Below are 22,769 nucleotides of genomic sequence, written 5' to 3'. Positions count from 1 at the left end.
GCCCCTCCTAAAGCAAGGGCAAGTTGGCCCCTAGAAGGATTTCTTGAAGTTGATCAGGGGCAGAATGGGGAAGATGCCGTTCTCGGCGTAGTTGGCCAGGCCAATCTGCAAGCCGTCCAGGTGCTTGGTGGCATTGACGAACCCCAGCTGGAAGGTGGTGCGTTCGGCATAGTTGACGAAGCCGACGTTGGCCAGGGCATTGCCCTGGGCGATGTTGACCGCCCCCCAGTTGAGCCCCTTCACATTGTTGGTCAGGTTGACGAAGCCCAGATTGAGGCCGGTATCCTGCCCTTCGTGCCAGTTGACGGCGTTGATGGCGACCCCGCCAAACTGGTGGCGCACCCGGCTCGCGCCAAAGAACACACCAAGCTGCAGGCCGGTGAACTGATCCACGTCGGAGAGGGCGAACACCGGCAGATCGATCCCCTTCACCTGGCCGGTGCGGCCGTAGAGGAAGGAAGCCCGTGCTCCTTCCACCTGATTGGACGAGGGCAGGTTGACACCGGGCAGGGAGATCTGGACCGGCGTGCTGGCCTGGGCGACACCGGCGAGGGTCAGGGCACCACAGCCGAGCAGCAGGGCGAACGGTTTCATCGGGGATTCCTTGTGAAGAGGGTGTGGCTCAAGGGTACCAGCGCAGGCCCTGGGGGACGAGGCCCCGATCCCTGCCTTGCGTCACCTCTCGTCTGAATCCGGGGATGGCTCTCTCGGCGTGACGGGGGAAGCGGTGGTGAAACTCCCTTGAGCGCCAGTGGCCCCCAGAGACACAACCAGCCCGGTCGGGCTGGTTTTTTTGCCTGTGCTCGCCCCTTTTTCGGGGCAATTCGGCCCGGGCCCTTTCCCTGCCCCGCCTAACTGCCTAGAATGAGCCCCCGCTGTTTCAGCCATTCATCCAGCTAGAGGATTTCCCATGGAGACGTTTCTGCTCGAAGGTCACCCCTTCGTTGCCTTGTGTGACCTGATCAAGCATCAGGGTTGGGCCGATTGTGGCGGTGCCGCCAAGGCGCTGGTCGCCGAGGGCCTGGTGGAAGTGGACGGTCAGGTCGAGACCCGCAAACGCTGCAAGATAGTCGCCGAGCAGGTGGTCAACTTCAACGGCATGAAGGTGGTCGTGAAAGAAGGCGTCAGCCCCGAGATCCTCTGATCCTGACGCCCTGCCACGCAAGTGCTACCCAGCACAGTGGCCGCGCAGGTGGTCAACTTCAACGGCATGAAGGCCGTGGTGAAGGAAGGGAGCAGTCCCGAGATCCCCTGATCCTGACGCCCTGCCACGCCAGCGCTTCCCAGCACAGTGGCCGAGCGGGTGGTAAACTTCAACGGCATGAAGGTGGTCGTGAAAGAAGGCGTCAGCCCCGAGATCCTCTGATCCTGACGCCCTGCCACGCAAGCGCTTCCCAGCACAGTGGCCGAGCGGATGGTCAACTTCAACGGCATGAAGCATGAAGGCCGTGGTGAAGGAAGGGAGCAGTCCCGAGATCCTTTGATACCGGCTTGAACAAGGGCGCCAAGCGCCCTCGGACCTTCAGCTCGCCTTGATGGAGAGGGTCAGCACGAAGCGGGCCATGGCCTCGTCGCCGTTGCGAGACGGGCAGGTGGCCACCACCTGGATGGGGCGGTTGATGCGCTGCCCGCTCGCCAGGGACTCGTCTATCATGGCGTCGATAAGCTCCCCCGCCGCACAGTCAAACTGCACGTCCCCCTCCGGGCGCTTCAAAAACTCCCCCTGCACATCCTTGAAGGCAAAATGCACCTTCTTGCGCCGCGCCCGCCCCTTCTCCATGACCAGGAGCCCTCCCACCAGGTCGGCACCGGTGGCGAGCGCCCCGAAATACATGCTGCCCAGGTGGTTGCGGGTGCGCCAGCCCAGCGGAATGCGGATGCGCAGCGCCCTGGCGTCCATCTGCTCGATGACGGGGGCACAGAAACCAATGACGGGAATGTAGCGCCAGGCGAACAGACGCAGGGCGAGGTTGGCTTTGAGGCGTTGCAGGTCCATTGCAAACTGATCCGATGAGTGAATGTGACGCAAATGTTGCCAGCCTGCTTCCCGATAGACAAGCCTCCCGTGCCATCCCTGTGAGCGGCCCCCCAAAGGGTATTTGCAAAATTCATGCAATGGCCAGCTTCTATTTGTCTGGCAAATGATAAAACCGGCCTTTCCTGACCCCGGGTCGCCCCTCTCTTTCCCCTTTTTCCGGATTTTTTCAAGGTCCCGCCCCGGATGACGGGACCATGACAGCCATATCCGAATGAAACACAACAAGAAATACTCCCCGTCAGGGGGCTAGCCCAGGATCCCGCCCCCGCCACTGGGATTATTCGCAGTAACCAAACCCCCACTCCCTCGCTAGGCTGTTGCTGGCCCGGAAGTAGCCACTCGGCACCGGGTCAACCCGTCTACCAATCTCACCATAAGGATAGAGAGATGAGTCACGTGCAACAGTTGTTCAACGGGGGCGAGAGCGCCGGTACTTTCCAGCTCAACTTCAACAACAACCGTGCCTACGAGCTGTTTGGCCGGGAGTACCTCAAGTGCTATGCCAACCTCAGCGCCAAGGGGAAGATGAGCAAGCCCCTGCCCACCGGGCCGCTGAGCTACACCGTCGACTTCGCCATGGATTGCGGCTGCAGTTCGGTGCTGTTTGACTTCAACCTCGCCTACAAGAAGACCTTCGGCAACCAGTTGCAGGCCCCCCTGTGGCGCGAGTCGGACTACGAGGCCGAGCTGGTGCTCTGCCAGCTGGTGCGCGAGGCACCGGCCAACCGCCTGAGCAACCATGATCAGTTCGCCGAGGCCGAGGCCTTCTTCAACGACGTCAATCTGCCCGACACCGTCCGGGCAGTGGGCGCTGATCCCTATGCCGACAAGGACGGCCTGGTGGAGTTCATCGTGGCCAACGAGCTGCTGGACGATCCCGCCGTCATGGCCAAGCTGGCGGAACAGAAGGCCTACCTCATCGCCATCACCTCCGTGGTCACCGCCTACATCAACCGTTACGCCGAAGCCTATGGCGAGCAGTACAAGACGGACGCGGATCTCTGGGCCAGGGCCCTCTCCAAGATCCCTCTGATGGGGCCGAGCAAGATCGATCAGCAGAGCTACAGCCGCCACATCAAGGGGCTCAGCATCGCCACCGACTTCATCAACTTCATCATGGACGTGGTGGTGAGCCAGGGCACCACGGCGCTGGCCAGCTTCAACAAGTTCCTGCAAAAGCAGGGGGATGCCATCCGCTTCGGGGTGGAGAACAACAAGGACTTCTACAAGACCATCACGGTGGGGGTCACGGTGGAAGTGTTCAAGGTGGGCAACGAGCTGGTCTATGTGCCGAAGATCAAGCAGTACCGCGTCAACTTCGACCGCCAGAACAGCAAGTTCACCTCCGCCTGTGCCAGCGCCGAGTTCGTCGACATCTACTTCAACTACCTCTATGCCGCCAACGTGTTCGACTACGAGGCCCTCAAGGACCCCGAGATCAAGCGCGACTTCGACAACTTCATCCAGAAGCAGCGCAAGGCACAAATTGAAGAAGCGGATACCTTCTTCAACGATGACTTCCCGCCCCTGGAGCCCAAGCTGGTCAGCCGCAGCAAGGCCACGGTGTAACCCCGCCAGTCAAAAAAACAGCCGGCAGATGCCGGCTGTTTTTTTAGGTGGGCCTCAGGCCCGTTTCTCTTCAAGCCAGGCACCCTGGCTCTGCATCTCGAACAGCTGGGCATAGTGTCCTCCCAGCGCCATCAGCTCGCCGTGGGTGCCGCGCTCGCTCACCCACCCGCGGGAGAGCAGCAGGATTTCATCGGCATCCACTATGGTGGAGAGGCGGTGGGCGATGGCGATGGTGGTGCGACCACGGCGCGCCGCCGAGAGCGCCTGGGAGAGGGCGAGCTCGGTCTGGGAGTCCACGCTCGCGGTCGCCTCGTCCAGGATGAGGATGCGCGGATCCCCCACCAGGGCGCGGGCAAAGGAGAGCAGCTGGCGCTGGCCGGCGGAGAGGTTCTTGCCCCCCTCCTCCATCAGGGTGGCCAGGCCATCGGGCAGGCGGCGCACGAAATCGGCCAGCTGCACCTCCTCCAGAGCCTGCCAGAGCCGCCCATCCTCGATGCCGTCACGCCCAAGGCGCAGGTTCTCGGCCAGGGTGCCGACGAAGATGAAAGGATCCTGCTGCACCAGGCCGATGCTGCGGCGCACCGCCGAGAGGGCCAGGTCGTTCATGGGGTGATCATCGAAGTGGATGCTCCCCCGATCCAGGGGGTAGAAGCCCATCAGCAGGCTGATGATGGTGGACTTACCGCTGCCGGTGTGGCCCACCAGCGCCAGCATCTGGCCCGGCCGGGTGGCAAAGCTCACATCTTGCAGCACCTGCTGCTCCCCGTCGTAGGAGAAGCCCACCCCGTCGAAGCGTACCCGTCCCTCCAGGGGGCGCACCTCCCCGTCGGTGCTCTCGCGGGTTTCATCGAGCAGGGCGAACACCCGCTCCCCCGCCACCATGGCCTGCTGCAACTGGTTGAGCTGGTTGGTCATCTCGATGAGGGGCTCGATCATCCGCCCCAGATAGCTGATGAAGGCGTAAAGCACCCCCACCTGGATGGCCCCCGCCGTGCTCAGCCCCTCGTGGGCAAACAGGGCCAGCAGACCGATGAGCACCATCATGTAGAAGAGATCGATGAGGGGGCGCAGCAGGATGCCGTTGATCTTGAGGCTCTTGATCCGCGCCTGCCAGTGTTGCTGGTTCACCCCGGCAAAGGCGTTGGCGAAGTGGCGCTCCTGCACCATGGCCTGGATCACCGGCATCCCCTGCAACGACTCGTTGAGACGGCTGTTGATGTCGGAGAGCAAGGATCGGGTCGCCCGCACCACGGGCACGCTCAGTTTCTGGTAGAGCCACATCACGGCTCCCACCGCCGGCAGCAGGGTGGCGCACACCAGCATCAGGCGCAAGTCCAGCAGCGCCATGGAGAGCAGGATGCCGCACAGGAGCACCACTTTTTGCACCAGGAGCCCTATCACCTGGACATAGAGGTTCATGATCGCCTCGGTGTCGTTGGTGATGCGGGAGATGAGGGAGCCCGAGCGGTGCTTGTCGAAATAGCGGGCAGGCAGGCGGATGGCGGTGGCGAACACCTGCTCGCGCAGACGCTGCACCACCGCCTGGGCGATGCGGTTGAAGCGCAGGGATTGCAGATAGAAGCCGGCCGCCGACAACACCTGCAGCCCCAGATAACCGGCGGCAAGGGCGGCGATGATGCCCCACTCCAGCCGGCGCGGCGCCAGGTAGTCATCGATGAAGAGCTTGATGAGCAAGGGGCCCGCCACCTCGGCGCCGGTGGCGAGCAGCAGGCAGATGCCCGCCTGCACTAGCCAGCGGGGGTAGCTGGCGCAGTAGGCGAGCAGCCGTTTGATGGTTGGGTTCACAGGCTTGCCTCCAGCGCAACGTTCCACGGGAATTGACTCTCTTTGCTCCCCTCTCCGCTCGCGGGAGCCGGGCGGGGGGTGAAGGAAACCAGGGGCCTTGTCATCCTGTTCACAGGCTCTCCTCCACGTCCTGCTCCAGGCGCTGGTAGCGGACCATGTCCGCGTACCAGCCGTTCCTGGCCATCAGGGTCTCGTGACGGCCCCGCTCGCTGATCGTTCCCTGCTCCAGCACCAGGATCTCGTCCGCCTGCTCCACCGCCGTCATGCGGTGGCTCACCAGCACCAGGGTGCGCTTGTGGACCTTGAGGGCCAGCAGGATCTGCTGCTCGGTGTGGGCATCCACCGCCGAGAGGGCGTCATCCAGCACCAGGATCGGGGCATCCAGCAGCAGGGCGCGGGCGATGGCCAGACGCTGCTTCTGACCGCCGGAGAGGGTCACCCCCTTCTCTCCCACCTCGGTTTCATACCCTTTGGGGAAGCGACTGATGTCGTCGTGAACGCAGGCGATGCGCGCCACCCGCTCAATCTCCTCCCGGCTCGCCTCGGGGCGGCCCAGGGCGATGTTGGCCGCGATGGTGGTGGAGAACAGAAACGGCTCCTGGGGCACATAGGCAAACTGGCTGCGCAGCTCACCCAGCGACAGTTGCGAGATGGGCACCTCCCCCATGCGGATCTCCCCGGCCGTGGGGTTGGCCAGGCGCATCAGCAGCTTGAGCAGGGAGCTCTTGCCTGCCCCGGTGCGTCCCACTATCCCCAGCATGGCGCCAGCCTGCAGGGTGACATCCACCCCCTGCAACAGGGTGCGCTGCTCCAGCCGGTAGCCCAGCCCCTGCACCCGCAGGGGAAAGGCCGAGGCCAGCGCCACGGGATGGGCTGGCTCCTCGATGTCGCTGCGCTCCCCCAGCAGGCTTTCGATGCGCGAGTAGGCGGCGCTGCCCCGCTCGATGATGTTGAACAGCCAGGCGATGGCGAACATGGGCCAGATGAGCTGGCCGAGGTACATGGTGAAGCTGGTGAGCTCCCCCAGAGTCAGCTTGTCTTGCAGCACCAGGGCGCTGCCCCCTGCGACCGCCAGAAAATAGGAGCAGCCGATGCACAGGTAAATCACGGGGTCGAACTTGGCGTCGATGCGGGCCACCGCCATGTTGCGCTCCCCCGCCTGACGGGTCAGCTCGGCAAAGCCCTCGTCCTCCAGGGATTCGACCGCGTAGGATTTGAGCACCCGCACCCCGGAGAGGGCCTCCTGGGTCTTGTTGTTGAGGCGGGAGAAGGCCCCCTGAGCCGCCTTGAACTCCTTGTAGATCTGGGTCCCGAAGCGGTTCATGAAGAAGGCCATCACCGGCAGGGGCAGCAGGGAGAGCAGGGTCAGCTGCCAGGAGTACTGGCTGCACATGATGGAGAGCACCAGGATGCCGACGATGAAGGAGTCCACCAGGGTCAGCACCCCTTCCCCTGCGGTCATCTCCACCGCCTGGATGTCGTTGGTGGCGTGGGCCATCAGATCTCCGGTGCGATGGCGCTGGTAGAAATCCGGGCTCATGCGGGTGAAGTGGCTGAACAGGCGGTTGCGCAGCACGTAGGCGAGCCGGTAGGAGGCACCGAACAGCATGACCCGCCACACGTAGCGCAGCAGGTAGATAAGCAGTCCCAGGCCAAAAAGCCCCGCCAGATAGCCGGTCAGGGTGCCGCTGTCCAGGTCACCCTTGGCGATGCCATCCACCACCCAGCCCACCACCTTGGGAGGGATCACGGTCAACAGGGCCACCAGCATCAGCAGGGAGATGGCCACCAGATAACGCCGCCACTGATCCTTGAAAAACCAGCCAAGCCGCAAAAATACGCTCACAGAGAAGTCCTTGGTCGCAGCGCGCTGCCGCGTGATCGTGAAGAGAAGCTCAATACAATCGCCCCCTGGCGGGGGCGAACGAGTGGGTCATCATAGCCTGAAGCGGGTGACTTGAGAACGATTGCTATCTTGCCCTCCCTCAGAGCCGCTTGTCGGGGGGCGAAAACGGGAAGGCGACCGACTCCTGCTGCTCCCCGGTGAGCAGGAAGTGGGAGACCTCCTCCCGGGTCTGGGTAAAGACCTGCTGCAACTGGTTGAGCTCCCCCTCGCTCAGCTCCTCCTGCAGCCGCAGCCGCCACTCCAGTTCCCCGGCCAGCAGTTGCAGGCGGGAAGCGGAGATGTTAGCCGAGACCCCCTTCAGGGTATGCAGCAAGCGGCACGCCACTTCGGGCTGCTGGCGACGCAGGGCGGTGCGGATGTCCCACAGATCGTCCTTGTGTTCGGAGAGGAACAGCTTGAAGAGGATCTGCAGCGCCTCCCTGTCATGCTCCAGCCGGCGCAGGGCATCCTCCAGATCCAGCACGCCCATGAGGGCCGGCGGCTTAACCTCGATGGGCACCTTGGGCTCCCCGCCGCTGCTCTTCACCCATTGCAGCAGGTTGTTGTAGAGATCGAGCTTGCTCACCGGCTTGGTGACATAGCCGTTCATGCCGACGCCAAGGCAGCGCTCCCTGTCCCCCGGCATGGCGCTGGCGGTGAGGGCGATGATGGGCACATCGTGCTTGTCCACCATCTTGCGGATCTGGCGGGTGGCATCCAGCCCGTCCAGCACCGGCATCTGCAGATCCATCAAGATGACGTCAAACGGCTGCTCCGCCACCTGCTCCACCGCCTCGCGGCCGTTGTCCACCACGGTGACCTTGGCCTCCACCCGGCGCAGGTACTCCAGAATGAGCTGCTGGTTGACCCGGTTGTCCTCGGCCAGCAGCACCCGGGTGCCGCGCAGCAGCTCCCGGAACTGCTGCTGATCCCCCTGGGCCTCCGCCTGGCGGACCTTGCTGTCATGGGAGCTGCCGTTGAGCAGTTCGTCCACCTTGGCCAGCAAGGCGTTTTCGGTCATGGGTTTGGCCAGGAAATGGGTCAGTCCCATGCTCTCCATACGCCCGTGCAGCCCCTCCCTGGACCAGGCGCTGGTCATCAGGACAGGCAGGCGCCGCCACTGGCTGTGCTGGTACATCTCGAGGGCCAAGTCCAGGCCATCCTCCTGACCCATGCGCCAGTCGAGGATGGCGAGGCGGATGTGATGCCCCTCTTCCCGCAGCACCTGACGGGCGCGGGAGAGGCTGTTGACCGTGATGACGGACGCCCCCGCCCGCCCCAGGATGTCCTTGGCCAGCTCCAGCACCAGCTCGTTGTCATCCATCATCAGGATCAGGGGCTGGTGATCGAAGAAGACCCGGCGCCCCGAGACACCGTACACCGCCTGGGAGATGGGGATCTCGAACAGGAAGGTGGAGCCCACCCCGGGCTTGCTCTGCACGGTGATCTCCCCTCCCATCAGCCCCACCAGTCGCTGGGAGATGTTGAGGCCAAGCCCGGAGCCGCCATATTTGCGGGTATTGCCCGCCTCCAGCTGGGTAAAGGGCTGGAACAGCTGGGCCTGCTTCTCCGGGGCGATGCCGATGCCGGTATCCCGCACGCTGAAACAGACCCGCATGGGATGCTGGCTGGTGAGGGTGATGGCCACCTCCACCTCGCCCCGCTCGGTGAACTTGATGGCATTGTTCACCAGGTTGACCAGCACCTGACCGAGGCGCAGCGGATCCCCGCGCAGAAAGTCGGGCACGGCGGGAGACTTGTTGATGATGACCTCGATGTGCTTGCGCTCCGCCAGATCCGCGAACATGGCGGCGAGGGAGTCGAGCTGCTCGCTGAGATCGAAGTCGATCTCCTCCAGGGTCAACTTGCCGGACTCCACCTTGGTGAGATCCAGAATGTCGTTGATGAGCAGCAGCAAGGTGTCCGACGAGGATTTGATCTTGTTGAGATAGTCCCGCTGCTGGGGATCCAGACTGGTTTGCAGTGCCAGGGCGCTGAAGCCGATGATGGCATTCATGGGGGTGCGGATCTCGTGGCTCATGTTGGCCAGGAAGTCGCTCTTGGCCTGGGCCAGCAGCGCGGCATGGCGAGAGAGCTCGCTCAGCTTCTGGTTGCGACGCCACAGGGTCGCGGCCACCAGCGAGAAGCAGAGCAGCGCCCCCCCCAACACCATCAGGTAGAAGCGGCTCTTGAGGGAGGAGGCCCGCTCCAGCTTGCTCTGCTTCCAAGCGGGCAGTGAGCTCAGCCCCTTCATCTCCACCACCTGATTGCGCAGGCGATGGTACTCCATCACCTGCTGATTGAACTCCTGGCCAAGCCGAACGAGGGCCGCGACCCTCGGCTGCTCGCCATAGCGGTCGAGCAGGTGCTGCTGGAGTTGCAGCAGTTGCCGCTGCTCGTTCTGATCCCAGCTGCGTCTGAGGTAGTGGTGCAGGCGCATGAGTTCGGTCAGGTCGCGGTACTGCGCCTCACCGACCGGCAGGGTGCCTTGCAACGCCTTGAGCTGGCCCTGGAAGCGGGGAGCCAGATACTCGATGGTCATCTCCATGGTGTAAAGCCTGGCGAGATCCAGCAGATAACCGTCGATGTCCCGCTGCAACGCCTGGGAGCCGGGGTCGTCCACCGACTCCGGATCCTCGTGCACCAGCCTGACGAATCTGTCCAGGTGACTGGAAAGCAGGCTCAGGCGTTGCTGTACGCTGCCATCGCTGGCCTTCTCGCGCCCCAGCAGATAGACGGTATCGGTATTGACCCGATTGAGCACCATCTCAGCCGCCACGCTCAAATCGAAGGCACGCTGCTGCTGGCTGAGCAACTGCCAGCAATAGGCAGAAAAGCCCACCAGCGATACGATGATAAGGCCAAAGACAACACGATTGCCCCGTGCAACACTCTTCATCCCGTCTCGATTCTCATGTCATGGTCGGCCATCCGGTGACATCAGGTCACGGCCGGAGGCCAACTGTGAAAAACCACTGAGTGCTATGTTACCGTTAGTCGGCGCTCTGATTGCAATAAAGATGTTGCCGGGCCATGAAATAAGGAAGCAATTATGTCACTTGTCACCACCTATTGTAGCCAATGCTTTACCCGCAACCGCCTGCCTGTCGAAAAAGCAGACTCAAATGCGAAGTGCGGCCGCTGCCGTCACGCCCTCTTCGAACAAACCCCGGTGGCGGGGCGTCAGGCCAGCTTCGATGCCCTGATCCAGTCCGACATCCCGGTGGTGGTGGACTTTTGGGCAAGCTGGTGTGGCCCCTGCCTGCAGTTTGCCCCCGTCTTTCAGGAGGTCGCCCGGGAGCTTGAGCCCCGCCTTCGCTTCGTGAAACTCGATACCGAGCAGGAGGCCGCCATCGCAGGTCGCTATGGCATTCGCAGCATTCCTACCCTGATGGTCTTCCAGCGGGGGGAGATCCTGGCACAGCGCAGCGGCGCCCTGCCCAAGAGCCTGTTCAAGGAGTGGCTGCTCTCCTTCACCTCCCCCGTCAAATGAAAATGAAATGTTTCATTTCTGTTTGATTGAAGATCCATTTTCACTTGACTCTGTGAGTCGCCACATGATTTGACCATATCCCCCTGTTTCAAACAGGGGGATATATGTAACCTCGGCATCACAACAACAACCATAAATTAACCGAGAGAACGTTATGCACACATCGGCTGTACCTCCCACTCCCCCCTCACGCTGGCTGGACATCAAGTCCGGGATCGTCATCCTGGATCTGCTCCTGCTCTGCGCCATGCTGGCATGGCTCCCGTTTGACCCCATGGTCAACAAGGGGCTGGCCATCCTGATCTTCATCGCCATCCTCTGGCTGACCGAGGCGGTGAACATCACCATCACTGCCATCTCCATCCCGGTGCTCGCCACCCTGCTCGGGGTGTTCGACATGAGCAAGTCGCTGACCGACTTTGCCAACCCCGTCCTGTTCCTCTTCTTTGGCGGCTTTGCCCTCGCGGCAGCCCTCTCCAAGCAGGGACTCGACACCCAGATCGCCGGCAAGGTGATGCAGCTCGCCAAGGGACACCTGGGCTGGGCTTCCATCGTGCTCTTCACCATCACGGCCGCCCTCTCCATGTGGATCAGCAACACCGCTACCGCGGCCATGATGATGCCGCTGGCCCTCGGCATGCTGAAGGGGCTGGACGTTCACAAGGAGCGCCGCACCCTGGTCTTCGTGCTGCTTGGCGTCGCCTATAGCGCCAGCATCGGTGGCATCGGCACCCTGGTGGGCAGCCCCCCCAATGCCATCGCCGCCGCCCAGATGGGGCTGGGTTTCACCGACTGGCTGGAGTTCGGCATCCCCGTGGTGATCATCTTCATGCCGGTGGGCATCGGCCTGCTCTACTGGGTGACCCGTCCCAATCTCTCCCACCAGGTCAGCACCGAGCAGGTCACCATCGAGTGGACAGGCCAGCGCAAAGTGACCCTGGCCATCTTCCTGACCACGGTGCTGCTGTGGATTGGATCCCAGCCTCTTGCCAAGGCGCTGGGCGGCATTCCCCAGTTCGATACCCTGATCGCCATGGGCGCCATCCTGGCCATCGCCGTCAGCCGGGTCGCCAGCTGGGATGACATCAACCAGAACACCGACTGGGGCGTGCTGCTGCTGTTCGGGGGTGGTCTCACCTTGAGCGCCATCCTCAAGCAGACCGGGGCCAACGCCTTCCTGGCGGAGCACCTCTCCAGCGGCCTCTCCTCCATGCCCATCTTCGTGATCCTGCTCTGCCTGGCCGCCTTCGTGGTGTTCCTGACCGAGCTGGTCTCCAACACCGCCACCGCCGCGCTGCTGGTGCCGCTGTTCGCCGGGGTGGCCGAGGCACTGGGGGTCTCCCCCATCGTGGTCTCCGTGCTGATCGCCGTCGGCGCCTCCTGTGCCTTCATGCTGCCGGTGGCCACGCCCCCCAACGCCATCGTCTTCGCCAGCGGCCATATCCAGCAGCGGGAGATGATGCGGGCCGGTCTGGTACTGAACCTGGTGTTCACCGTCATCCTGACCATGCTTGCCTATTTCATGGGGGATATCCTCCACTAAGGTTCGCCCCCTAATGCCCCTCCAAGCCCCGCATCGCCGGGGCTTTTTCTCGCCCCGAAACAACCGTTCTCCCCTACCCGCGACATCACGACGACGTTAACTCGCACTTAAGAAATCGCCTCCATGATGCTCACAACGGCCATCACGCAGCCATGGCTGACGATGGCGATGATCATGGACATCACGACAAGGGGATCACCTCATGGGAAAGACGATGCAGAACAACCGTGAAATCAAGGTATGGGATCCGGTGGTCAGGGGATTTCACTGGGCCACTGTGCTGTTGTGCGTGCTGAATCTCTTCATCCTTGAAGAGGGGGCGCGCAACCACCGCTATGCGGGATATGCGCTGGCCGGACTGCTGGCACTGCGCATCGTATGGGGATTCATCGGCTCCTATCATGCCCGCTTCGCCCAGTGGCTGCCGACACCGGCCGGCGTCATCACCTATCTCAAGGAGACGATCAAGGGGCGCCACCCCTACTACGCCGGTCACAATCCTTTGGGGTCCTTGATGATACTGCTGCTGTTGACCTGCCTTGTCGGCACCGCCGCCAGCGGGATCATGACCGAATACGGGCCTCTCTCCGGCACCCATCGCATGGAAGAGATCCACGAGTTCTTTGCCAAGGGGCTGCAGGTGGCCATCTTCGTCCATGTACTGGCCGTCATCGCCCTGGATCGTCTGGTACGGAGCGATCTCGTCAGGGCGATGATCACCGGCAAGAAACGGGTGCCGGCGGACACCCGGGTGGTCGACAGGCCCTGAGCCTCCCTCAGCCCGACAGATGAAAAAAAACCCCGCATCGCGGGGTTTTTCACAGGAGCAGACATCAGCCGACGCTGCAGCTCGTCAGTTTCCAGATCCGGTCTACGTAATCCTGGATGGAGCGGTCGGAGTTGAACTTGCCCATGGTGGCCGAGTTGATGATGGCTTTCTTCGCCCACAGGGCCGGATCCCGGTACCAGGCGTCGATCAGCTTGTGCGCCTCGGAGTAGGACTCGAAATCCGCCAGGGTCAGGTAAGGGTCTCCCCCTTCCAGCAAGGAGCGCTTGATGGAGGCCAGCTCACCCGGGCGACCCGGCGTGAAGTAGTCGGTATCAAACCAGTCCAGCACGGCTTTCAGTTCGGAGTTGGCGTAGTAGAAGTCATACGGGTTGTAGCCGCGCGCCTTCAGGGACTTCACCTCGTCCACATTCAGACCGAAGATGGCGCAGTTCTCGGCACCCGCCTCTTCGGCGATCTCGATGTTGGCGCCGTCCAGCGTCCCGATGGTGATGGCACCGTTCAGCGCCATCTTCATGTTGCCGGTACCGGATGCTTCGTAACCTGCGGTGGAGATCTGCTCGGAGACATCCGCCGCCGGGATCAGCTTCTCGGCAAGGCTCACGCGGTAGTTCGGCATGAACACCACTTTCAGCTTGCCCTGGATACGGGCGTCGTTGTTGACCCGCTCCGCCAGCTTGTTGATGGCGTAGATGATGTCCTTGGCCAGCTTGTAGCCGGGCGCCGCCTTGGAGCCGAAGATGAACACCCGCGGATGCATGTCATAGTCCGGGTTCGCCAGCAGGCGACGGTAGAGCGCCATGATGTGGATGAGGTTCAGCTGCTGGCGCTTGTACTCATGCAGACGCTTGATCTGGACGTCGAAGATCGCCTCCGCGCTCACGTCGATGCCGGTTTCCGCCTTGATGACCTTGACCAGCTTCTCCTTGTTGTGGCGCTTGATGGTCATGAACTGCTGCTGGAACGCCTTGTCGTCGGCAAACTTCACCACGCTGCGCAGCTTGTCCAGTTGCAGCGGCCACTCCTTGCCCACCACCTCGTTGTAGAGTTCGGCCAGTTCCGGGTTACAGGCCAGCAGCCAGCGACGGGGAGTCACGCCGTTGGTGACGTTGCACATCTTCTCGGGCCACAGCTCGGCATACTCGGGGAAGAGATCTTCCTTCACCAGCTTGGAGTGGATCTCGGCCACACCGTTCACCTTGGAGGAGCCGATGACGCACAGGTTGCCCATGCGCACCTTGCGCACGTCACCCTCTTCGATGATGGAAAGCTTGGCCTTGATGGCATCGTTGCCCGGCCACTTGGGCTCCACCAGCTCGTTCAGGAAGCGGGCGTTGATTTCGTAAATGATCTCGAGATGGCGCGGCAGTACCTTCTCGAACAGGCTGACGGACCACTTCTCCAGCGCTTCCGGCAGCAGGGTGTGGTTGGTGTAGGAGAAGACCTGATAGCAGATGCCCCAGGCGGTATCCCAGTTCAGCCCCTCTTCATCCACCAGCACGCGCATCAGCTCGGGGATGGCCACGGTGGGGTGGGTATCGTTGAGCTGGATGGCAATCTGCGCGGCAAAGTTGCTGAAGTCACTGCCATGCACCCGCTTGTAGCGGCGCATGATATCCTTGATGGAGCAGGCGCAGAAGAAGTACTGCTGGATCAGGCGCAGCTCCTTGCCGGCGTCGGTCTCATCGTTCGGGTAGAGCACCTTGGAGATGGTCTCGGCCTGGGCCTTCTCGGCCTGGGAGTCGATATAACCACCGGCGTTGAACACGTCCCAGTCGAAGAACTCGGAGGCGCGGGATTCCCACAGACGCAGGATGTTGACGGTGTGACCACCGAAGCCGACCACCGGAATGTCCCAGGGCACCCCTTTGATCTTGCGACCGGCGTGCCACACCTTCTTAAGGCCACCCTTGTCACCAAAGACGGTCTCCACGTAGCCGTAGAGCGGGATCTCCTGCACCGATTCCGGGCGGCAGATCTCCCAGGGGTTGCCATATTCGCGCCAGGAGTCCGGACGCTCGATCTGGCGACCATCCTGGATCTCCTGACGGAACAGGCCGTGCTCGTAGTGGATGCCATAGCCCACCGCCGGGTAGTTCAGGGTGGCCAGGGAATCGATGAAGCAGGCAGCCAGACGACCCAGGCCGCCGTTGCCAAGGGCCATGTCAGGCTCTTGTTCACACAGATCGGTCAGTTCCAGACCGAGTTCACCCAGCGCCTCTTCACAGACTTTGTAGAGGGAGAGGTTGTGCAGGTTGTTGGAGGTCAAACGCCCCATCAAAAATTCAGCAGAGAGATAGTGAATCGCACGAGTATCTTTCTTGAAGTGAGTCTGCTGAGTACGGGTCAGGCGCTCGTACACCTGTTCATTGACGGCGGCAGCGGTCGCTTTCCACCAGGCATCCGGAGAGGCTTTCTGTTCGCTTGTACCCAAGGTAGAACGCAGGTGACGCACGATACTCGCCTTGAGCTGATCTTTATCCAGTTGGAGATCCTGGTCTGTCTTCTTCTTGGTAGCCATAAACCATTTTCCTTCGTTACAAATAAAAAATGTCATCCCATCGGGGGGACCGGCGCTGTTGTTATCTCAGAATATGCTCCGGCGGGGGCATACTAGCTAAAGCCAAGGGTTTAAAAGTTAACGTGAGTCACACTTTAACGCATAAAAATGACAGTTTCACCATGAAAACCCTTTCCTTGAGCCAGCCTGAATGAAATATAAATTTCGTTTTAAATCATAGCGATACATGAAAACAAAAAAGATAGTTTCATGAATAGGTTTTCAATGATTGCCTGTGACTGAAAATACGTGAAAATAACCGCCAACTAGGGAGAAATTGAAAGCGTTTTCAATTCACACCTCCTCGTCAGGTAATAAAAAGGGTGCCCCAATCGGAGCACCCTTTGATTTCAATTAACCATGCGCCTTGAACTGATTGCTCATGGGGTCGTAGTGATACCCGATCTGTTGCAGACGGGTAGCCAGCTGATCTTCTGTCATGTCGTAGTAAGCCAGCAGCTCTTCAAGGCCATCACACTCCAGCCGCAGCTTCTCGTTGATGATCCCGAGCAGAATGTTGGCATCCAGTCGTTGCAAGGTACTGACGTCCATCTCGCTCCCTCCTCTCCCTATACAGGACTGTATAACCATGAGCGCCGACCCGAAGTTTGTCTACAGGTTAAAAAACACCCTGCATAAGAAAGATATAAATATTCTTTTTAATCATTGAGTTAAAATCATCTCCTGTTAATCGGCTCACACTTTTAGCCACAAATGACTTGTCACTCCTTGCGAACAGAACTACTGTATACGCATACAGCATGGTTATTCATACAGGAACGACATATGAGCCAGCCCCTGAATCTTTGCCCCCCCTCCTCCTCTGCCGGTCTGATCACCACCTGGCCCACTCGCCATCAGAGCAAGATGGGACAAGAGCAGCGGCGCAGCCCTCTCCATCAGGAAGCACCGCTGCTCGATGCCCTGGGGCAACTGAGTCAGTCTGACAGTGGCTGGATCCTGCTCGTCGCCCCGCCAGGTCTACCCGCCGCCGCGCAATTGCAGGCCAGAGGGATCAATCCTGCCAGGGTGCTTGTCGTGCACGCTCCCAAGATCAAGAATTGGCAGCGCCTGCTGGAGCAGAGCCTGATCAATGGTCACTGTGCCGCCGTGCTGACCTGGCTGCCCGAACAGGTCGCCCTGGACCAGAGCACATTGAGCACCCTGGGCCAGCGTGTCGGTGTCCTGACCCGCTTCTTCGAGCCCTCAACCCCTCTGGGTGGGGCACTGAGTTACGGCGGCCAGGATGTCTACCTGAACCACTGATCGCCCCTTCGGCGTGACAGCCAATGCGCCGGCATTGCCCACCGGGTTATCCAGGCTTCCGACCCGGGATGCCATGGCGACAAAGACAAAGCAGCACAGCAGCACAGCAGCACAGCAGCACAGCAGCACAGCAGCACAGCAGCACAGCAGCACAGCAGCACAGCAGCACAGCAGCACAGCAGCACAGCAGCACAGCAGCAGTAAATTTGCTCAGGTCCAGACAGTCAAATGGGGCCCGCAAAAAAGGCGACCCGAGGGTCGCCTTTCAACATGCTGCTGTACGGGGCTAATCGTCCTCCGTTTGCATCGAAGCCCGATTGATCAAGCCAGCTTGGTCTCCAGCTCGGCAATCTTGGCGGACCAGTAGGCCGGGCCGGTCTCGTGGATGTTGTTGCCCTGGGAGTCGACCGCCACGGTGACCGGCATGTCTTCCACCTCGAACTCATAGATGGCCTCCATCCCCAGATCGGCAAAGGCCACCACGCGCGCCTTCTTGATGGCTTTCGCCACCAGATAGGCGGCGCCGCCCACCGCCATCAGGTAGACAGCCTGGTGCTGCTTGATGCTCTCGACCGTCTTGGGGCCGCGCTCGGACTTGCCGATCATGCCGATGAGGCCGGTTTCTCCCAGCATCATGTCGGTGAATTTGTCCATCCGGGTGGACGTGGTGGGGCCAGCCGGGCCGACCACCTCGTCACGTACCGCATCGACCGGGCCCACGTAATAGATGAAGCGGTTGGTGAAATCGACCCCTTCCGGCAGTCCTTCACCTTTTTTCAGCATGTCGGCGATGCGCTTGTGGGCGGCGTCGCGGCCGGTCAGGATCTTGCCGGAGAGCAGCACGGTATCGCCGCTCTTCCAGCTGGCAAGCTCTGCCTTGGTGATGCCATCCACGTTGACCCGGCGCACATTACCACCGGACTCACGGGTGATCTCCGGCCAGTCTTCCAGCCTGGGGGGTGTCAGCTCCGCCGGGCCGGAGCCATCGAGTTCGAAATGCACGTGACGGGTGGCGGCGCAGTTGGGGATCATCACCACGGGCTTGGAGGCGGCGTGGGTCGGTGCGGATTTCACCTTCACATCCAGCACCGTGGTCAGGCCGCCCAGCCCCTGGGCACCGATCCCGAGCTTGTTGACCTTGTCATAGAGCTCGACCCTCAGCTTCTCTTCGGTGGTCTCGGGACCACGGGCAATCAGCTCCTGGATGTCGATGTGCTCCATCAGAGCTTCCTTGGCGAGCACCGCCGCCTTCTCGGCGGTGCCGCCGATGCCGATGCCGAGCATGCCGGGCGGGCACCAGCCAGCCCCCATGGTCGGCACCGTCTTGAGCACCCACTCCACGATGTCGTCGGAGGGGTTGAGCATCACCATCTTCGATTTGTTTTCGGAGCCGCCCCCCTTGGCCGCGATACTCACTTCCACCTTGTCGCCGGGGATCATGTCGATGTGCACGACAGCGGGGGCATTGTCTTTGGTGTTCTTGCGGCTGCCGGCCGGATCCGCCAGCACGGAGGCGCGCAGCGGGTTGTCCGGATTGGTATAGGCGCGGCGGGTGCCCTCATCCACCATCTCCTGGACCGTCATGTCGCTGTCCCACTGTACCTGCATGCCGATCTTGACGAAGCAGGTGACGATACCGGTATCCTGACAGAGCGGGCGATGACCTTCGGCAGACATGCGGGAGTTGATCAGGATCTGGGCCAGGGCATCCTTGGCGGCCGGGTTGATCTCGCGGTCATAGGCGGCCTTGGCGGCCTGCACGAAATCGAGGGGGTGGTAGAAGGAGATGTACTGCAGGGCGTCAGCAATGGAATCGATAAAGTCCTGTTTTCTAATGATGCTCATATCATCCTCACTGGTCCTTGTTATCGCTTGCGCGAGCAAGGGCTTCCATATGAGCCGGGCCTTCGGCAGGTGGCAAATGCACCTGGAGCCGGCAGACTGCGGCGTGTTTTTATAACGGTGTTTTTCTTAAAAATGCCGGCGGCCATGATACGCTTGACCACCCGAACCGGCTAGGGAGCCGGGCGCAAACTGTTGCCTATGTAACAAAAAATGAAACCAAGACTGCATATCCACCATTTCGACCCGCAGGCCTCGCTCCACACCTGGTTTGCCTGCCTGCAACACCAACCCTGGGCCATCCTGCTGGAATCCGCCGGCCCCCTGGGGGCTGACAACGGTTTTGACATCATCAGCGCCGATCCGCTTGCCACCCTGGAAACCCGGGGTACCAGCACCTGCCTCACCCGGGATAACCACCAGCACCATCATGACGGCGATCCCCTCGCCCTGCTCGCCAAGACCCAGCGAGCCCTGCTTGGGGAGCGCGTTGAGGATGACTCGGGATTGCCGTTTATCGGGGGTGCCCTGGGACTCTTTGGCTACGATCTGGGCCGACGATTCGAGCGTCTACCCGCAGTGGCGCAACAGGACATCCAGGTGCCCGACATGGCGGTCGGGATCTACGACTGGGCGCTGCTGCGAAATGTCGCGACGGGACACTGGCAACTGGCCCACTGGGGTGATGAAGCCGGCCTCGCCCGCAGGCTCGACTGGCTGATGGCGCAACGCGAACGAACCACCCTCCCCCTTCGCCTGACCGGCCCCTGGCAGAGCAACATGACGCGGGCCGAATACGGAGACAAGTTTGCCCGTATCCAGGCCTATCTGGCGGCGGGGGATTGTTACCAGATCAACCTGACCCAGCGCTTCAGCGCCCCTTATCAGGGGGATGAATGGTCCGCCTATCTCGCCCTGAGCGCCGCCAACAAGGCGCCGTTCTCCGCCTTTGTCCGCCTGCCGCAAAGCGCCATTCTGAGCCTCTCCCCGGAGCGTTTCCTGCTGCTCGACAAGCGCCATATCGAGACCAAGCCCATCAAGGGCACCCGGCCTCGCCACCCGGATCCCGCCCAGGATGCCAGGGTGGCCGAGTCACTCGCCAACGCCGACAAGGACAGATCGGAGAACCTGATGATCGTCGATCTGCTGCGCAACGACATCGGCCGGGTGAGCCGGCCGGGATCGGTCACTGTGCCGCATCTCTTTGCCGTGGAATCCTTCCCGGCGGTGCATCACCTGGTCTCTACCATTCACGGAGAGCTGGATGCGCGCTGGCAAGAAGTGGATCTGCTGCGGGCCTGCTTCCCCGGCGGCTCCATCACAGGGGCTCCCAAGATCCGGGCGATGGAGATCATCGAGGAGCTGGAGCCGGTGCGGCGCAATGCCTACTGCGGCAGCATCGGTTATCTGAGTCAGCACGGAAGGATGGATACCAGCATCTGCATCCGTACCCTGATCGCCGAAGCCGGTCAGCTACACTGCTGGGCGGGGGGCGGCATCATCGCCGACTCCGATCCCGACGCCGAATATCAGGAGACCTACGACAAGGTGGCCCGCATCCTGCCACTGCTCGATGCCCTTTGATCCCATCCGGCCCTGCGGGGCCGACACAAGGAGACCCATGGAGATGACGAGTGCCGAGCTGCTGACCCGCTTTTTGCTGCAGCGCCCCGCCCCCGCCCATCGCCTGGCACTGGCCGGGCTCAAACCTGCCGCCGTGTTGATCCCCCTGGTGGAGCGCCCCGAGGGCCTGCACCTGCTGCTGACGCGCCGCAGCGCCGCCCTGCGCCACCACCCGGGGCAGATCAGCTTTCCCGGCGGGCGCCAGGACCCGGAAGACCGGGACCTCATTCACACCGCGCTCAGGGAAACCGAGGAGGAGCTTGGCATTCCCCCCTCCCAGATCCGGATCATCGGCAGCCTCACCCCTCTCAATACCGTCTCGCGCTACGATGTGCTGCCGGTCCTCGCCATGCTCGACCCAGGCTACGGGCTGACTCTGAGCCAGGACGAGGTGGCCCAGGCCTTCGAAGTCCCTCTCGCCCACGTGCTGGATCCGGGGCAGCACATAGCCCTGAGCCTGCCAAGGGCGGACGGTCGTCACACCATCTATTGGATCCCTTGGGAACAATCTTTCATCTGGGGAGCCACTGCCAGCATGATCCGCCAGCTTGCCCAGCACATCTCGACATAACATTTTGACAACATGATGAGGTGGGAAATTATCCAGTTAACATTCAAATAACACTGCATTTGATAAATAAATTTTGATTTTTTATTCTTTTGATCACATTTCTACAAGAAAGTACGGGTTTCAGCCGCACAAAGGTGAATTTGATCAACATTTTTGATTAAAAAGAAAGTATTCTTGCGCCGACTAATTAAAACCACACATTCGGGGTGAGACACATGTCCAATACTGTCACTGGCGCACAGGATGTTGCAGCCGCACAGGAGCAAGGAATCAGCTCGGTCCAATCTCGCGGTTGGAGTAAACAAGACACCACCTGGGTGATCAGCCTGTTCGGTACCGCCGTCGGTGCAGGCATCCTGTTCCTGCCCATCAACGCTGGCATGGGTGGCTTCTGGCCGCTGGTGGTTATGGCGCTGCTGGTCGGCCCCATGACCTACCTGGCCCACCGTGGTCTGGCGCGCTTCGTGCTTTCCTCCAAGCAGCCCAATGCCGACATCACCCAGGTGGTAGAAGAGCACTTCGGCGTGGGTGCCGGTAAATTGATCACCCTGCTCTACTTCTTTGCCATCTACCCCATCGTGCTGATCTACGGCGTGGGCATCACCAACACGGTGGAAAGCTTCCTCGTCAACCAGTTGCAGATGACGCCGCCCCCGCGCTGGATCCTCTCCATCGTGCTCATCATGGCCATGATGTCCGTGATGCTGGCTGGCGAGAAGCTGATGCTGAAAGTGACCGAGTTCCTGGTCTATCCGCTCATCGCCATTCTGGCGGGCATCTCCCTGTACCTGATCCCGGACTGGACCGGTGCGGCCCTGAATCAAATGCCGAGCACCAAGGACTTCGCCACCACCCTGTGGCTGACCATCCCGGTGCTGGTGTTCTCCTTCAACCACAGCCCGGCCATCTCCAGCTTCGCCCTGGCCCAGCGCCGTGATCACGGTGAGCATGCCGTCGCCAAGTCCGACGCCATCCTCAAGCGCACCGCCATCATCCTGCTGGGCTTCGTGATGTTCTTCGTCTTCTCCTGCGTGATGAGCCTGACGCCGGCCCAGCTGGCAGAAGCCAAGTCCCAGAACATCGCCGTGCTCTCCTACCTGGCCAACCAGCATGCGAGCCCCATCATCTCCTACTTCGGTCCGCTGGTTGCCTTCGTGGCCATCGTCTCCTCCTTCTTCGGCCACTATCTGGGTGCCCGTGAAGGTCTGAAAGGGATGATCGTCCAGAACATGCGCAACTCCGGCAAGGCACCGAACCACAAGAAGGTGGAGCTGTTCATCATCGCCTTCTTCATCCTGACCCTGTGGGGCGTGGCCGTGATCAACCCCTCCATCCTCGGGATGATCGAATCCCTGGGTGGCCCCATCATCGCCACCATCCTGTTCCTCATGCCCATGTACGCCATCAAGCGCGTTCCGGCCATGGCGAAATACCAGGGCCAGATCAGCAACGTCTTCGTGGCGACCATGGGCCTCATCGCCATCTCCGCCATCCTCTATCAACTGGTCGGCTAAGCCTTCCTGCGATACCGTCGGACCAGCATCTGGCCCGACGCCTCCCACAGCCCGGCAGATCTTCTCTGCCGGGCTGTGTTCGTTATGATCATCAGGCACTGAGCTCAGATGATCAGAGTCCTCAGATCAGAGACAGCCCTTTCACCCACTCTCTTTCCCCTTGGTGACAGCTTGCCGCTCATATTCCTTTCCCCATGGCACACGACCAAGGCGTGCTGCGTTATCCCGTCATCTGCCGCACGCCATCGGCCTTGCCAGGCAGAACACCAGAG

Annotated in this window: 17 protein-coding genes and 1 pseudogene; 10 read left to right on the top strand and 8 right to left on the bottom strand. The window is 61.3% G+C overall.

Annotated features, from left to right (window positions below; translation table 11 throughout):
• Positions 1-30 precede the first annotated feature (30 nt).
• The gene (locus ACB037_RS19345) at positions 31-594 is read right to left on the bottom strand and encodes a VC2662 family protein (protein ID WP_010674879.1); all 564 of its coding nucleotides are present in this window, start codon (positions 592-594) and stop codon (positions 31-33) included.
• Positions 595-910: 316 nt separating this feature from the next.
• Here ACB037_RS19345 and ybcJ point away from each other — a divergent pair, with 316 nt between their 5' ends.
• Both ybcJ and ACB037_RS19335 read left to right on the top strand, forming a co-directional pair.
• Positions 911-1,144, top strand: coding sequence for a ribosome-associated protein YbcJ (gene ybcJ / locus ACB037_RS19340; protein ID WP_010674882.1), 234 nt, complete (start codon positions 911-913; stop codon positions 1,142-1,144).
• A gap of 159 nt (positions 1,145-1,303) precedes the next feature.
• A pseudogene (locus ACB037_RS19335) lies at positions 1,304-1,366 on the top strand (ribosome-associated protein); the annotation flags it as partial.
• A gap of 156 nt (positions 1,367-1,522) precedes the next feature.
• Here ACB037_RS19335 and ACB037_RS19330 read toward each other — a convergent pair.
• Positions 1,523-1,996, bottom strand: coding sequence for a DUF4442 domain-containing protein (locus tag ACB037_RS19330; protein WP_010674883.1), 474 nt, complete (start codon positions 1,994-1,996; stop codon positions 1,523-1,525).
• Between the two features lie 429 nt (positions 1,997-2,425).
• Here ACB037_RS19330 and ACB037_RS19325 point away from each other — a divergent pair, with 429 nt between their 5' ends.
• Positions 2,426-3,607 carry a hypothetical protein gene (locus ACB037_RS19325; protein ID WP_371175775.1) on the top strand — a complete coding sequence of 394 codons (1,182 nt, stop codon included), beginning with the start codon at positions 2,426-2,428 and terminating at the stop codon, positions 3,605-3,607.
• Between the two features lie 54 nt (positions 3,608-3,661).
• On the opposite strand, the gene ACB037_RS19320 is transcribed toward ACB037_RS19325, so the two are convergent.
• From ACB037_RS19320 to ACB037_RS19310, 3 genes are all read right to left on the bottom strand, one after another.
• Entirely contained in the window at positions 3,662-5,413 is a 1,752-nt protein-coding gene (locus tag ACB037_RS19320) for an ABC transporter transmembrane domain-containing protein (RefSeq protein ID WP_128342406.1), read from the bottom strand.
• Between the two features lie 109 nt (positions 5,414-5,522).
• The gene (locus tag ACB037_RS19315) at positions 5,523-7,259 is read right to left on the bottom strand and encodes an ABC transporter transmembrane domain-containing protein (protein WP_371175774.1); all 1,737 of its coding nucleotides are present in this window, start codon (positions 7,257-7,259) and stop codon (positions 5,523-5,525) included.
• A 139-nt stretch (positions 7,260-7,398) separates the two neighbouring features.
• Positions 7,399-10,197 (bottom strand): response regulator, encoded by a 2,799-nt coding sequence (locus ACB037_RS19310; RefSeq protein WP_045524566.1) that lies wholly within the window; start codon positions 10,195-10,197, stop codon positions 7,399-7,401.
• 153 nt (positions 10,198-10,350) lie between these two features.
• On the opposite strand from ACB037_RS19310, the gene trxC reads away from it, so the two are divergent.
• From trxC to ACB037_RS19295, 3 genes are all read left to right on the top strand, one after another.
• On the top strand, positions 10,351-10,791 hold the full coding sequence (gene trxC, locus ACB037_RS19305) for a thioredoxin TrxC (protein WP_042879777.1): 441 nt from the start codon (positions 10,351-10,353) through the stop codon (positions 10,789-10,791).
• A 154-nt stretch (positions 10,792-10,945) separates the two neighbouring features.
• Positions 10,946-12,334: a DASS family sodium-coupled anion symporter gene (locus ACB037_RS19300; RefSeq protein WP_010674893.1), complete on the top strand. Its 1,389-nt coding sequence runs from the start codon at positions 10,946-10,948 to the stop codon at positions 12,332-12,334.
• 202 nt (positions 12,335-12,536) lie between these two features.
• Positions 12,537-13,103, top strand: a complete 567-nt coding sequence (locus tag ACB037_RS19295; protein ID WP_371175773.1) for a cytochrome b/b6 domain-containing protein — start codon at positions 12,537-12,539, stop codon at positions 13,101-13,103.
• 64 nt (positions 13,104-13,167) lie between these two features.
• Here ACB037_RS19295 and ACB037_RS19290 read toward each other — a convergent pair whose 3' ends face one another.
• The gene (locus tag ACB037_RS19290) at positions 13,168-15,642 is read right to left on the bottom strand and encodes a glycogen/starch/alpha-glucan phosphorylase (protein ID WP_045524561.1); all 2,475 of its coding nucleotides are present in this window, start codon (positions 15,640-15,642) and stop codon (positions 13,168-13,170) included.
• A 393-nt stretch (positions 15,643-16,035) separates the two neighbouring features.
• Complete coding sequence (locus tag ACB037_RS19285; RefSeq protein ID WP_005323525.1) at positions 16,036-16,233, bottom strand: DUF4250 domain-containing protein; 198 nt, start codon at positions 16,231-16,233, stop codon at positions 16,036-16,038.
• Positions 16,234-16,467: 234 nt separating this feature from the next.
• Between ACB037_RS19285 and ACB037_RS19280 the strand changes: the two genes are divergently transcribed.
• Positions 16,468-16,947, top strand: coding sequence for a cell division inhibitor (locus ACB037_RS19280; protein WP_323929942.1), 480 nt, complete (start codon positions 16,468-16,470; stop codon positions 16,945-16,947).
• Between the two features lie 321 nt (positions 16,948-17,268).
• Here the strand turns inward: ACB037_RS19280 and ACB037_RS19275 are convergent, their stop codons facing one another.
• Entirely contained in the window at positions 17,269-18,792 is a 1,524-nt protein-coding gene (locus tag ACB037_RS19275) for a fumarate hydratase (protein WP_039040872.1), read from the bottom strand.
• 210 nt (positions 18,793-19,002) lie between these two features.
• Between ACB037_RS19275 and pabB the strand changes: the two genes are divergently transcribed.
• The 3 genes from pabB to ACB037_RS19260 all read left to right on the top strand — a co-directional run bounded on the left by pabB (position 19,003) and on the right by ACB037_RS19260 (position 22,497).
• On the top strand, positions 19,003-20,373 hold the full coding sequence (gene pabB, locus ACB037_RS19270; protein ID WP_371175772.1) for an aminodeoxychorismate synthase component I: 1,371 nt from the start codon (positions 19,003-19,005) through the stop codon (positions 20,371-20,373).
• Positions 20,374-20,416: 43 nt separating this feature from the next.
• Positions 20,417-20,983, top strand: a complete 567-nt coding sequence (locus ACB037_RS19265; protein WP_029314598.1) for a CoA pyrophosphatase — start codon at positions 20,417-20,419, stop codon at positions 20,981-20,983.
• 215 nt (positions 20,984-21,198) lie between these two features.
• Entirely contained in the window at positions 21,199-22,497 is a 1,299-nt protein-coding gene (locus tag ACB037_RS19260) for a serine/threonine transporter (protein ID WP_151027678.1), read from the top strand.
• Positions 22,498-22,769 lie beyond the last annotated feature (272 nt).

Source organism: Aeromonas sp. S19(2024) (assembly GCF_041402625.1).
GTDB classification, from domain to species: domain Bacteria; phylum Pseudomonadota; class Gammaproteobacteria; order Enterobacterales; family Aeromonadaceae; genus Aeromonas; species Aeromonas caviae.
This window is presented reverse-complemented; position numbering and strand designations above follow the sequence as displayed.